This window comes from Rhodococcus sp. 2H158 (genome assembly GCF_053764755.1).
Genome location: NZ_JBSNCE010000019.1, coordinates 1 through 13,010 on the forward strand (window position 1 = coordinate 1; position 13,010 = coordinate 13,010).

Sequence of the window (13,010 nt, forward strand, 5' to 3'; positions counted from 1 at the left end):
CCTCGTCCCTGCACCTTCGGAAGGTGCGGGGCCGCGGTGCGACTCGGAGGCCGGACTACTGCTGCGTGTCCTCGGCCGCGGGAGCCTCGGGTGTCTCGCCCGAAGCGTCGGCGGTGTCCTCGTCGGGCACCGGCACCAGGCTGATCTTGCCGCGGTTGTCGATGTCGGCGATCTCCACGCGGATCTTCGAGCCCACGTTGACGACGTCCTCGACCTTGGCGATGCGCTTGCCGTTGCCGAGCTTGCTGATGTGCACCAGGCCGTCGCGGCCCGGCAGCAGCGAGACGAACGCGCCGAACGCCGTGGTCTTGACCACGGTGCCCAGGAAGCGCTCGCCCACCTTCGGCAGCTGCGGGTTCGCGATGGCGTTGATCTTGTCGATCGCGGCCTGCGCGGACGGGCCGTCGGCGGCACCGACGTACACCGTGCCGTCGTCCTCGATGGAGATGTTCGCGCCGGTCTCCTCGGTGATCGAGTTGATCATCTTGCCCTTGGGGCCGATGACCTCGCCGATCTTGTCCACCGGCACCTTGATGGTGGTGATCCGGGGAGCGAACGGGCTCATCTCGTCCGGGGTCTCGATGGCCTCGGCCATCACCTCGAGGATGGTGGCGCGGGCGTCGTGCGCCTGCGACAGCGCCCCGGCGAGCACCTGCGACGGGATCCCGTCGAGCTTGGTGTCGAGCTGCAGCGCGGTGACGAAATCCTTCGTGCCGGCCACCTTGAAGTCCATGTCACCGAACGCGTCCTCGGCGCCGAGGATGTCGGTCAGCGCGACGTAGCGGGTCTCACCGTCGACCTCGTCGGAGACCAGGCCCATCGCGATGCCCGCGACCGGGGCCTTGAGCGGCACACCGGCGTTGAGCAGCGACAGCGTCGAGGCACACACCGAGCCCATCGAGGTGGAGCCGTTCGAGCTGAGCGCCTCGGAGACCTGACGGATCGCGTAGGGGAACTCCTCCTGGCTGGGCAGGACCGGGATCAGGGCCCGCTCGGCGAGGGCGCCGTGGCCGATCTCGCGGCGCTTCGGGGAGCCGACGCGGCCGGTCTCACCGGTGGAGTACGGCGGGAAGTTGTAGTGGTGCATGTACCGCTTGCTGGTCTCGGGACCGAGCGAATCGATCTGCTGCGCCATCTTCACCATGTCCAGCGTGGTGACACCCATGATCTGGGTCTCGCCACGCTCGAACAGCGCCGAGCCGTGGGCCCGGGGGACGATCGCGACCTCGGCGGACAGGGCGCGGATGTCCGTGATGCCGCGGCCGTCGATGCGGAACTTGTCCCGCAGGATCCGCTGCCGGACCAGCTTCTTGGTGAGCGAGCGGAACGCCGCGCCGATCTCCTTCTCGCGGCCCTCGAAATTCGGGGCCACCTGCTCGAGGACCTCCACCTTGACCTCGTCGGTCCGCTCGTCGCGCTCCTGCTTGCCGGCGATGGTCAGCGCCTCGGCCAGCTTGGTCGACGCTGCGGCCTCGACGGCCTCGTACACGTCGGTCTCGTAGGCCGGGAACACCGGGAAGTCACCGGTGGGCTTCGCGGCCGCGGCGGCGAGCTGCTGCTGGGCGACGCACAGCCGCGCGATGAACGGCTTGGCGGCCTCGAGGCCCTCGGCGACGACGGTCTCGGTCGGTGCCTGCGCACCGCCGGCGACCAGCTCGACGACGTTCTCGGTGGCCTCGGCCTCGACCATCATGATCGCGACGTCGGCGGTGTCGGGGTTGTCGCCGCCACCCACGATGCGGCCCGCGACCACCATGTCGAACACGGCGTTCTCGAGCTGCTCGACCGTCGGGAACGCGACCCACTGGCCGGTCTTGTTCTCCTCGGAGGTGATCAGCGCGACCCGCACGCCGCCGACCGGGCCGGAGAACGGCAGGCCGGCGATCTGGGTGGACGCCGACGCGGCGTTGATCGCGACGACGTCGTACAGGTCGTTCGGGTTCAGGCTGAGCACCGTCACCACGACCTGGATCTCGTTGCGCAGGCCGTCGACGAACGACGGGCGCAGCGGCCGGTCGATGAGGCGACAGGTCAGGATCGCGTCGGTGGAGGGCCGGCCCTCGCGACGGAAGAACGAGCCGGGGATGCGGCCCGCGGCGTACATGCGCTCCTCGACGTCCACCGTCAGCGGGAAGAAGTCGAAGTGCTCCTTGGGCTGCTTGCTGGCGCTCGTCGCCGACAGCAGCATGGTCTCGTCGTCGAGGTACGCGACGACGGAGCCGGCGGCCTGCTGGGCGAGGCGGCCGGTCTCGAAACGAATCTGGCGGGTGCCGAAGGACCCGTTGTCGAGGACTGCGACGGACTCGAACACGCCCTCGTCGACCTCGACTGCTGAATTGCTGGTCATCTCTACTCTTCTCTTCCCTCTCGTCTTCGCCGTACCCGCGCGGGCGCCACAACCCTCGTGGCTGCGGCTGCGCACCGATCGCCCGTGCCCGCGTCTCACGGGCCGAGCGTGCGGAGGCGGTCGTCGATCGAAACCGTCCGGACCTGGTCCGGAAGGTCACTACCGAAGACCGACACCGTCGGTGCATACGGTTCCGCGGGCGGTGTCGCCGTCCGCGGGTGCCGCTGCCGGTGTCCGGTGGGCACGTCACCCACCTCCGGCCGCGCAGCGGCCAAACACCGATAGCCAACGAGGCTCAGTCTAAGCATTGCCTCGTTGGCTATCGGAAAGATCAGCGAACGCAGATCGCGTCGTCGCTTCGCCGCGCTCCTATCGGCGCAGACCCAGACGCTGGATCAGCGAACGGTAGCGGTTGACGTCAACCTTCTCGACGTACTTGAGCAGCCGGCGACGACGACCGACCAGCAGCAGCAGGCCGCGGCGGGAGTGGTGGTCGTGCTTGTGCTGCTTCAGGTGCTCGGTCAGATCCTGGATGCGCTTGGTGAGCATCGCGACCTGCGCCTCGGGCGATCCGGTGTCGGTCTCGTGGAGGCCGTACTCGCCGAGGATCTGCTTCTTCTGCTCGGTGGTCAATGCCACTGGGATACTCCTGATCGATGACGTCCGCGCGCTTCGTGGAACGGGCCGGTGCCCGTCGGTGCGGCCGCCGCGAACCGCAGCACACACCAGCGGATGAGCGTACCAGAGGTGCGAGCGCCGGCCCCGACCGCCCTCAGCCGCGGGATCCGGTGCCGGATCGGCGGCCTCCGGTGGCCTCGATCACCTCGGCGAACCCCTCCTCGAGGAGGGTCGCGTACCGATCGGGGTCCGGCATCAGCAGCGGCGAGCTCATGACCGTGACGGCGAACGATTCGCCGGCCCGGCTGAAGGAGTGCACCAGGCCCATCCCCGGCCGGAGGGACTGGATGCCTGCGACGAAACGGAACGTTCCGCCGCCGTAGGTCCAGCCGGTGTCGGCGCCACAGTCGACACTGGTGACCGCGGTCTCGGCGGGTGCCGCGAACACGCCCGCCGACGCCGCACGGTCGCGCCGGTCCGCCACCCGGCGATACAGCGGATACGGCACCGTACCCGCACCCGCAAGGCGGCGCAGCACCTCGGGGGACGTCGCGACCCGCCGTTCGCCGGCGAGCGCGTCGGCCACGGCCGCCACCCGGTCGCGGGGATCGGCGACCTCGGTACACAACGGAACGATCGCGGCAGTCAGCCGATTGACGCCCAGCGCGGCACCGGCCGCGCCGACCGCGACCGGAACCGCGACATGTGCATCGACGACGGGCCGGCCGCGCTCGCCGAAGTAGCGCTGCATCGCGAGGGACACCGCCGCCACTCCCATGGCCGTCACGGTGTAGGTCCGGCCGACGAGACTGCCGAGGTCGGGCCGCACGATCCGGATCACCCGGTCGGGCCCGGGAGCCCGGGCGAGCACCGCTGCGGACCGCGCCGCCGGAGCCGCCGGGGTGTCCGCGGACCGCGCCGACGCCGCGCGCCGCACCAGGACCGCGCCGAACTGCAGGTACCAGCGGGCGAAGCGCGCGACACCCGAGACCGCTGCGGCGACGTGGTGCGGTCGCGCCGCGGCCGGCGCCAGGCCGGGAACGCGCAGCGGGTGCCCGTCCGCGCCGAACAGCGCGCCGAGGAAGGCGGGCAGCGCCGAGCCTGCCATCACGGCGTGACTGACCTGCAGCACGACGACCGTCACGGTCGCCGCCGGATCGTCCGGGTCGGACACCGCGACGAAGACGTGCAGGCGCCACGCGCGCCGCCGGACGTCCAGCGGGTCCGCGCAGAGGTCGGCGATGGCGTCGATGCACGCGGTGAACGAGCCGCCGGCCCACTCGTGGTACTCGATGCGCTGCTCGGGCGGCAGCTGCGCCCGCACCCAGTACGGGTAGTCCAGCCGGCCGGGCGCCTCGACGATCCGCCGGTCCAGCACGGTCAGCAGATGCGCCCGGGAGCGCAGGTGAGCGGACGCGTCCTCGGGGCCGCGGATCGCACCGTCCCGCTCGTCGAACACGACGAATGCGGACCAGTCGGTCGGCCGGCCCGATTTCGACTCGTAATAGTTCGCGGCGTCCGCCCAGGTCAGGCGCGCGTGTCGCCACTGACGTATCGACACACCGAGAATTGTCCCCGATCGGGCCGGGGCCCGGGCCGGAACGGCCCTAGCCGCGAGCGCGCTCGAGCACCTCGCGGGCCCGCTCGGCGTCGCGGTGCATCGCCGAGATGAGGGCCTCCACCGATTCGAACCGCTCCATGCCGCGCAGCCGCTCGACGAAGTCGACCGCGACGTGCTGGCCGTACAGGTCGGCCTCCTCGTCGAGAACGAACGCCTCCACGGTGCGGGTGCGCCCGGAGAAGGTCGGATTGGTGCCCACCGACACCGCCGCGAGGTACCGCTCCCCCGGCGTGACGGTGCCGAGCCCCCCGGTACCCGGGCTGAGGACGGTGAACCAGCAGGCGTAGACGCCGTCCGCGGGAATGGCCGAGTACATGGGCGGCGCGACGTTCGCGGTGGGGAAGCCGAGATCGCGGCCGCGGCCGTCCCCGTGCACCACGACACCCTCGACGCGGTGCGGGCGGCCCAGCGCGTCGGCCGCGGCGGCGACGTCGCCGGCGTCGACGCACGAGCGGATGTAGGTGGACGAGAACGTCACCGCATGCTCGCTGAGCAAGGTCAGGCCCTGAACGGCGAAGCCGAAGCGCTCGCCGATGGTGCGCAGCAGGTCCACGTTGCCGGCGGCCTTCTTGCCGAAGGTGAAGTTCTCGCCCACGACGACCTCGGCGACGTGGAGCCGCTCGACGAGGATCTCGTGGGCGTACCGCTCCGGGGACAGCTTCATGAACTCGGGGGTGAACGGCATGACGCAGAAGACGTCGATGCCGAGTTCCTCGGCCAGTTCGGCCCGCCGCGCGAGGGTCGTGAGCTGCGCCGGGTGACTGCCCGGCCGCACGACCTCCATCGGGTGCGGGTCGAACGTCATCAGGGCGCTGGCTGTGCCGCGTTCCTTCGCCGACTTCACCGCCCGCGCGATCAGCTGCTGGTGCCCGCGGTGCACACCGTCGAACACCCCGATCGTCAGGACACAACGACCCCAATCCGCAGGAATTTCGTCGAGACCTCGCCATCTCTGCACAAGCGCAGCCTACGACCCGGCGGCCGGACGGTCATCTCCGGCTCGCCCGGGACGTCGCATGGACAACGCCGACAGCGCACCGCCATAATTTCGGTATGCCGAACATTTTCGTTGGACTCCGCAAAATCGCCGTGGCGTTCGCGGCCACGACGGTCCTGGCGGGCTGCGCCTCGGCGCAGAGGTCCGACGACGACCGCCCCCTGGTGCTGACCACCTTCACGGTGCTCGCGGACATCGCCCGCAACGTCGCCGGGGACCACCTGCGGGTCGAGTCGATCACCAAGGTCGGCGCCGAGGTCCACGGCTACGAACCCACTCCGGGCGACCTGCGCTACGCCACCCGGGCCGACCTCGTCCTCGACAACGGCCTGGGCCTCGAGCGCTGGTTCGAACAGTTCCTCGCCGACACCGACGCCGCCCACGCCGTCCTCAGCGAGGGCGTCCCGCCGCTGCCGATCGGCGAGGACGCCTACGCGGGGCGGCACAACCCGCACGCGTGGATGTCCCCGTTGGCGGCCCAGACGTACGTCGACAACATCGCCGCCGCGTTCGCCGAGCTCGACCCCGAGCACGCCACCGACTACGCCGCCAACGCCGCGGCGTACCGCGCCGAACTGCAGGCGGTGCACGAACAGCTCGTCGCCGACCTGGCCGTGCTGCCGCCGAATCACCGAGCGCTGGTCACCTGCGAGGGCGCCTTCAGCTACCTGGCCCGCGACGCCGGCCTGAGCGAGGCGTACCTGTGGGCGGTCAACGCCGACCAGCAGGGCACCCCGCAGCAGATCGCCCGCACGGTCGACTTCGTCCGGACCAACGCCGTGCCCGCCGTGTTCTGCGAGTCCACCGTCTCGGACAAGGCCCAGCGGCAGGTCGCCGAGGACACCGGTGCCCGGTTCGGCGGAACCCTGTACGTCGACTCGCTGTCCGAGCCGGACGGCCCCGTGCCGACCTACCTCGAGCTGCTCCGGCACGACGTCCACACCATCACCGAAGGGCTGCGCCCATGACCGCGACACCCGCCCCCGCACTGGCCGTCTCCCGCCTGAGCGTGCACTACCGCACCGTCACCGCGCTCGACGGCGTCGACCTGACCCTCGCCACCGGCCGGGTGTGCGGGCTCGTCGGCACCAACGGCTCGGGCAAGTCGACCCTCTTCAAGGCGATCATGGGCATCGTGCGGCCGAGCGCCGGCACCGTGTCCATCGGCGGCGCCGACACCGTCACCGCCCGGAAGGCCGGAGCTGTCGCGTACGTGCCGCAGAGCGAGGCCGTCGACTGGGACTTCCCCATCAGCGTGGGCGAAGTCGTGATGACGGGCCGCTACGGCCACCAGAACTGGCTGCGCCGGCCGCGGCCTGCCGATCACGCCGCGGTCCGGGCCGCGCTCGAACGCGTCGACATGGCCGGCTACGAGCAGCGGCAGATCGGGCAGCTCTCGGGCGGTCAGCGCAAGCGGGTCTTCGTCGCCCGTGCCATCGCCCAGGGTGCTCCCCTGCTGCTGCTCGACGAGCCGTTCGCCGGGGTGGACAAGCGCACCGAGGCGGCGCTGACCGGCGTGATCCGGGAGCTCGCCGGCTCCGGGCACACGATCCTCGTCGCCACCCACGACCTCGCCGGGCTGTCGACGCTGTGCGACGAGGCCGCGCTGCTGCAGCGTCGCATCCTCGTCCACGGCGCCCCGGAGGAGGTGCTCCGGCCGGAGAACCTCGCCCGCGCCTTCGGCGTCGACCCGCTGGTGCCGTCCCCCCACGTTCCCCAGGAGGCGCGGTGAACCTCGTCGAACTGATCGTCGAACCGCTGCAGTACGGCTTCATGCAGCGTGCGCTCGTCGTCGCGGTGGCCGCCACGGTCGTGTGTGCCCTGCTCAGCTGCTGGCTCGTACTCATCGGCTGGTCGCTGATGGGCGACGCCGTCTCCCACGCCGTGCTGCCGGGGGTGGTGCTGGCCTACCTGGTGGGGGCACCGTTCGCCCTGGGCGCGTTGCTGTTCGCCGGGGCCGCCGTCGCCCTGATCGGGCTCGTGCGCAGCACCACCAAGGTCAAGGAGGACGCCGCGATCGGCGTGGTGTTCACGACGCTGTTCGCCCTCGGCGTCGTCCTGATCTCCAAGAACCCGAGCCAGGTGGACCTGCACCACGTGCTCTTCGGCAACCTGCTGGGCCTGGCCACCGAGGACATGTGGCAGGTCACCGCCCTCGCGGTAATGGTGCTCGTCGTGCTGATCGCCAAGCGCCGCGACCTGACCCTGTTCGCGTTCGACCGGGGGCAGGCCCACGCCCTCGGGATCTCCCCGGCCCGGCTGTCCGCCCTGTTGCTCGCTCTCCTCGCGGTCACCATCGTCGCCGCCATCCAGGCCGTCGGGGTGATCCTCGTCGTGGCGATGCTGATCATCCCCGGTGCGACGGCGTACCTGCTCACCGAACGACTGTCGCGGATGCTGGTGCTCGCCCCCACCCTGGCCGCGCTGACATCGGCGGCCGGGGTGTACGTCAGCTACTACACCGACGCCTCCACCGGCGGTGTCGTCGTCCTGGCGCAGGCCGTCGTGTTCACGGTGGCCTACCTCTTCTCGCCGCACCAGGGACTGATCACCGGGGCGCTGCGACGGCGGGCGCGGCTGCGCGACGCGGATGAATCCGCGGTGAGACTTGCCTAAGCTGTCCCCGTGGGCGAGAGAAGCGGGACGACCGAGGTGGCGACGGCGGACACGCTGACGCCGGTCGCGCAGGACTACCTCAAGATCATCTGGACCGTGCGGGAATGGTCGGGGGAGAAGGTCTCGACGAAGCTGCTCGCGGAGAAGCTCGGGGTGTCGGCGTCGACCGTCTCCGAGGCCGTCCGCAAGCTCGCCGATCAGGGCCTCGTCGACCACGCCCGCTACGGCGCGATTTCCCTCACGGAGTCCGGACGCGCGGCCGCCGTGGCCATGGTCCGCAAGCACCGCCTGCTCGAGACGTACCTGGTCCAGGAACTCGGCTACGGCTGGGACGAGGTGCACGACGAGGCCGAGGTCCTCGAGCACGCCGTCTCCGACCGCCTCGTCGCCGCCATCGACGCCAAGCTCGGCCATCCCGAGCGCGACCCGCACGGCGACCCGATCCCGGCGGACGACGGCACGATCCCCACTCCCCCGGCCCGGCAGCTCAGCGCGTTCGTCGACGGCGAGCACGGCCGCGTCGCCCGCATCTCGGACGCGGACCCGGCGATGCTGCGCTACTTCGACGACGTGGGCATAGCCCTCGACACCGACATCCGGGTCGTCGAACGCCGCGACTTCGCGGGCACCGTCTCGGTCCGCATCGGCGGCGACGGCGGCACCACGGTCGACCTCGGGCATCCCGCGGCCGACGCGATCTGGCTGGTGTAGGCGGCTGCGCCGCCGGTGTGTCCTTCGGGCTGCTGGAACAGCCCGAAGGACACAACGATACATTGTGGCCGGGCGCACGACGAAAACCGCAGAGGCCCGATTGCCCTTCTCCTGCCGCAGCGCCGCGGCCCGGCCGGACGGGTCGATCGCCGCGTACACGCCGGGAATCCCCACCGGATCCAGCCACCGGCCGTTCGCCAGCAGTCCCGCCTCCGCCTCGGTGACGTCGCGGCACGGGAACGCGGTGCGGACGGCTGCGTCGATGTCCAGGCTCACGGTCGGGCTCTCCTCGAGCTGGGCAAGGGTGCGGGCGTGCTCGAGCCCGAACGGGCCGACCCGGGTGCGCCGCAGCGCCGTCAGGTGCGCGCCGACCCCCAGGGCGGCCCCCAGATCCCGGGCCAGCGCCCGGATGTAGGTGCCGGACGAGCACTCCACCTCGACGTCGAGATCGACGAACCCGTCCGAGGTGGTCCGCCGGGACAGCACCTCGAACCGCGAGACCGTGACCGGCCGGGCCGCGAGCTCGACCGTCTCACCCTCGCGCATCCGGGCGTAGGCGCGCTTGCCGTCGATCTTGATCGCGCTGACGCTGGCGGGCACCTGGGAGATCTCCCCCGTGAGCGCGGCGACGGCCGCCGCGATCGCCTCGTCCGCGACGGCGGAGGCATCGGTGGTCGCGAGCACCTCGCCCTCGGCGTCGTCGGTGACCGTGTTCTGCCCGAGCCGGATCGTCGCCGAATACGCCTTGGTGGTAAGGGCGAGCAGGCCCAGCATCTTCGTCGCGCGCTCCACCCCGAGCACGAGCACGCCCGTGGCCATCGGGTCGAGGGTGCCGGCATGACCGACCTTGCGGGTGCCGAGCAGCCGCCGGCAGCGGGCCACCACGTCGTGGCTGGTCATGCCCGGGTCCTTGTCGACGACGAGCAGGCCGGCACGGGCGAGGGCGGGGTTCTCGGAGGCAGACACGGGGCCCGATTCTGCCACCTGCCGCGGCGGCCCCTCCGTCAGCGCACGACGATCGCGGTGAGCACCAGCCCGTCGGCGATCAACCACCGCCCGTCGAAGGCCGACAGCGGCGCACCCTCGCGTGTGTCGCCGGGTACGAGCAGGTCGGAACGGAACGTGCCCGACGCGGCCGCGCCCGGTACGGCGGCCGCGCCGTCGCGCTCGAACGTGATGTGGGCGTCCTCGAAGCCCAGCCAGCGCCCGGTGAGCGGGAACCACGCCTTGTAGGTGGCCTCCTTGGCGCAGAAGAGCAGGCGGTCCCAGTGCAGGCTCGGCTCGGTGCCGGCGAGCCAGGTGCGCTCCTGCGGCAGGGACACCGCCTCGAGCACCCCGTCGGGCAGGGGACCGTGCGGCTCGGCGTCGATCCCCAGCGACCGCACCTGCAGCGCGTAGGCCAGCACGGCGCCGCGGTAGCCGTCGCAGTGGGTGAGGCTGCCGACAACTCCCCGCGGCCATACGGGCGCCCCCTTGTCGCCCTTGAGCACCGGCCCGGGCTCCATTCCGAGCTGCCGCATGGCGAGCCGCGCGCAGTGCCGCGCCCCGGCGAACTCCCGTCGCCGCTTGTCCACCGCACGGGCGACGAGCGCCTCCTCCTGCGGGTGCGGCCGCAGGCCGGGCGGGTCCTCGAACAACTCCGCGGCGGCGATGCCGTCGGGCAGGATCCGGGTGATCAGCCCGGTGCGGGTCGAGGTCGTCGGGTCGGTCATCGCAGCTCCCCAGCGCGCCCGGCGCGCGTGTTCTGTGCAGAGCGCTCAGCGCGCGTGTTCTGTGCAGCGCGCGCAGCGCGCATCTTTTCGACTTCGGCTTCCATCTCGGGGGTCACCCGGAAGTGCCCGCCCCACTTGTTCAGCGATCCCGGCGGATACTCCGGCACCGGCAGGATCTGGCGCAGCAGCGGCTCGGGCAGACCCCGGCGCTGCCATTCCCGTGGGTAGCCGAGGGAGACCTCCTCGAAGCGGACGCCGTCGTAGTACGTGGTACGCGGAATGTGCAGGTGCCCGTACACGGCGCACAACGCGCGGTAGCGCAGGTGCCAATCGGCGGTCTCGGTGGTGCCACACCAGAGGGAGAACTCCGGGTAGAACAGCATCCGCGTGGGTTCGCGGACCAGTGGGAAGTGGTTGATCAGCACCGTCGGCAGCGCCGGGTCGAGGGCGTCGAGGCGCTTGCGGGTGTCGTCGAGCCGCACGCGGCACCACACGTCGCGGGTGACGTACGGGTCGGGCGAGAGGAGGAACTCGTCGGTGGCGACGACGTTGCGTTCGCGGGCGAGCGCCAGGCCCTCGGCCTTCGTCGTGGTGCCCTCGGGCAGGAACGAGTAGTCGTAGAGCAGGAACATCGGCACGAGTGTCACCGGCCCGCCCTCGCCGTGCCACACGGGATACGGGTCCTCCGGGGTGAGCACGTCGAGTTCGCGGCACATCGTCACGAGGTAGTCGTACCGGGCGGCGCCGTGCATCTGCACCGGATCCTTGGCGGTGGTCCACAGCTCGTGGTTGCCGGGAACCCAGATCACCTTCGCGAAACGGCTGCGCAGCAGCGACAGCGCCCACCGGATGTCGTCGGACTTCTCGGCGACGTCGCCGGCGACGATCAACCAGTCGTCCGGGGATTCGGGGTGCAGATCCTCGGTGACGGGGCGATTGCCTCGATGCCCGACGTGGATGTCGCTGACCGCCCAGAGTTTCCCCGTCACCGGTCCTCCCCTTCTGTCTTGTCCCGTACCGTCTCGCGCCGGATCTGCCGGTCCGCACCGGTCACGGCCCACCGCCCCGACCGGGTCCGCCAGACGACGGCCGCCATGCGGAACACGATGAACACCGTAAGCCCCGTCCAGATACCCGCGAGCCCCCAGCCCCACACCAGCGAGCACCAGACGACGGGCAGGAAGCCGAACAGCGCGGACGCGAGCGTGGCGGTGCGCAGGAAGGCGGCGTCGCCGGCGCCGAGCAGCACCCCGTCGAGCGCGAACACGACTCCGGCGGCGGGCATGAGCGCGACGAAGAACCACCAGGCGACGTCGATCTGCTCGAGGACCGCCGGATCGCCGGTGAACAACGCTGGGATCACGTCGCCACCGAGCAGGAACGCCAGGGCCAGGCCGGTGGCGAACACCGTGGACCAGGCGGTGATCCGCCACGCCAGGCGCTTCGCGCCGGACCGGGCCCCCGCCCCGAGCGCCGCACCCACCAGGGCCTGCGCGGCGACGGCGAGCGAGTCGAGGGTGAGCGCGACGAAGTTCCACAGCTGCAGCACCACCTGGTGCGCCGCGACGGCCGCGGCACCGAAGCGGGCGGCCACCGCGGCCGCGGACAGGAAGCACGCCTGGAAGGCGAGGCTGCGGGCGATCAGATCGCGGCCGAGGCGCAACTGCGCCACGATCACCGCGCGACGGGGCCGCAGCGGCACACCGGCCCGGAGCAGTGCCCCGACGAACAGGGCCGCGGAGACACCCTGTCCGGCGACGTTGGCGACGGCGGAACCGGCGAGTTCCCAGCGTGGGGCGCCGAGCAGGCCGTGCACGAGCAGCGGGCACAGCACGGCCGAGAGCGCGAGCCCGGCGAGCACGTACCGCAGCGGACGGGCGGTGTCCTGCACGCCGCGCATCCAGCCGTTGCCGGCGAGCCCGACGAGGATCAACGGTGCGCCGAACAGGGCGACCCGCAGCCACGACACCGCGGCGTCGGCGATATCCGGGTCCCCGGCGATCAGCGCGGCCACCGGTTCCGCCAGTACCTGCCCGACGAGCAGGATCGCGGTGCCGACACCGAGCGCGAGCCAGGTGGCCTGCACGCCCTCGGCGACGGCCGCGCCGCGCCGGCCGGCGCCGTGGAGGCGGGCGGCGCGGGCCGTGGTCCCGTAGGACAGAAAGGTCAGCTGGGTGCTGACCTGGGCGAGGACGAGGCCGCCGATGGCGAGGCCCGCGAGCGCGAGCGCGCCGAGCCGGCCGACGACGGCGATGTCGAACAGGAGGTACAGCGGCTCGGCGGCGAGCACCCCGAGGGCCGGCACCGCGAGCCCGAGGATGCGCCGGGCAGTGGCCTCGGGAACGACGTGCGCCGGCGCGTCCGGTTCCGGGCCGGTGGTGTCCCGCG

At 71.7% G+C, this 13,010-nt stretch carries 11 protein-coding genes and 1 pseudogene; 4 read left to right on the forward strand and 8 right to left on the reverse strand.

Features of this window, described 5'->3' with window-relative positions; translation table 11 throughout:
- Positions 1-55: 55 nt before the first annotated feature.
- The 4 genes from ACWPOB_RS18760 to ACWPOB_RS18775 all read right to left on the reverse strand — a co-directional run bounded on the left by ACWPOB_RS18760 (position 56) and on the right by ACWPOB_RS18775 (position 5,544).
- Positions 56-2,347 carry a polyribonucleotide nucleotidyltransferase gene (locus ACWPOB_RS18760; protein WP_455401756.1) on the reverse strand — a complete coding sequence of 764 codons (2,292 nt, stop codon included), beginning with the start codon at positions 2,345-2,347 and terminating at the stop codon, positions 56-58.
- Positions 2,348-2,716: 369 nt separating this feature from the next.
- Entirely contained in the window at positions 2,717-2,986 is a 270-nt protein-coding gene (gene rpsO, locus ACWPOB_RS18765; RefSeq protein ID WP_003935677.1) for a 30S ribosomal protein S15, read from the reverse strand.
- 133 nt (positions 2,987-3,119) lie between these two features.
- Positions 3,120-4,526: a WS/DGAT domain-containing protein gene (locus ACWPOB_RS18770; protein ID WP_455401757.1), complete on the reverse strand. Its 1,407-nt coding sequence runs from the start codon at positions 4,524-4,526 to the stop codon at positions 3,120-3,122.
- 46 nt (positions 4,527-4,572) lie between these two features.
- On the reverse strand, positions 4,573-5,544 hold the full coding sequence (locus ACWPOB_RS18775; RefSeq protein WP_100057422.1) for a bifunctional riboflavin kinase/FAD synthetase: 972 nt from the start codon (positions 5,542-5,544) through the stop codon (positions 4,573-4,575).
- 95 nt (positions 5,545-5,639) lie between these two features.
- Between ACWPOB_RS18775 and ACWPOB_RS18780 the strand changes: the two genes are divergently transcribed.
- Genes ACWPOB_RS18780 through ACWPOB_RS18795 form a run of 4 tightly spaced genes read left to right on the forward strand, consistent with a single transcriptional unit; the run spans position 5,640 to position 8,910 of the window.
- Positions 5,640-6,551, forward strand: coding sequence for a metal ABC transporter substrate-binding protein (locus ACWPOB_RS18780; protein ID WP_455401758.1), 912 nt, complete (start codon positions 5,640-5,642; stop codon positions 6,549-6,551).
- Positions 6,548-7,315 carry a metal ABC transporter ATP-binding protein gene (locus tag ACWPOB_RS18785; protein ID WP_100057424.1) on the forward strand — a complete coding sequence of 256 codons (768 nt, stop codon included), beginning with the start codon at positions 6,548-6,550 and terminating at the stop codon, positions 7,313-7,315. The genes ACWPOB_RS18780 and ACWPOB_RS18785 overlap by 4 nt, the downstream gene beginning before the upstream one ends.
- A complete protein-coding gene (locus tag ACWPOB_RS18790; protein ID WP_100057425.1) occupies positions 7,312-8,199 on the forward strand; it encodes a metal ABC transporter permease in 888 nt (295 codons plus the stop codon). The genes ACWPOB_RS18785 and ACWPOB_RS18790 overlap by 4 nt, the downstream gene beginning before the upstream one ends.
- Positions 8,200-8,235: 36 nt before the next feature.
- Complete coding sequence (locus ACWPOB_RS18795; RefSeq protein ID WP_100057426.1) at positions 8,236-8,910, forward strand: metal-dependent transcriptional regulator; 675 nt, start codon at positions 8,236-8,238, stop codon at positions 8,908-8,910.
- Between the two features lie 60 nt (positions 8,911-8,970).
- Here the strand turns inward: ACWPOB_RS18795 and truB are convergent.
- From truB to ACWPOB_RS18815, 4 genes and pseudogenes are all read right to left on the reverse strand, one after another.
- A pseudogene (gene truB, locus ACWPOB_RS18800) lies at positions 8,971-9,876 on the reverse strand (tRNA pseudouridine(55) synthase TruB); the annotation flags it as partial.
- A 38-nt stretch (positions 9,877-9,914) separates the two neighbouring features.
- On the reverse strand, positions 9,915-10,622 hold the full coding sequence (npt, locus tag ACWPOB_RS18805) for a 4'-phosphopantetheinyl transferase Npt (RefSeq protein ID WP_100057428.1): 708 nt from the start codon (positions 10,620-10,622) through the stop codon (positions 9,915-9,917).
- Positions 10,619-11,611, reverse strand: coding sequence for a metallophosphoesterase family protein (locus ACWPOB_RS18810; RefSeq protein WP_455401759.1), 993 nt, complete (start codon positions 11,609-11,611; stop codon positions 10,619-10,621). The genes npt and ACWPOB_RS18810 overlap by 4 nt, the downstream gene beginning before the upstream one ends.
- Positions 11,608-12,942, reverse strand: coding sequence for an MATE family efflux transporter (locus ACWPOB_RS18815; protein ID WP_455401813.1), 1,335 nt, complete (start codon positions 12,940-12,942; stop codon positions 11,608-11,610). The genes ACWPOB_RS18810 and ACWPOB_RS18815 overlap by 4 nt, the downstream gene beginning before the upstream one ends.
- Positions 12,943-13,010: the final 68 nt, after the last annotated feature.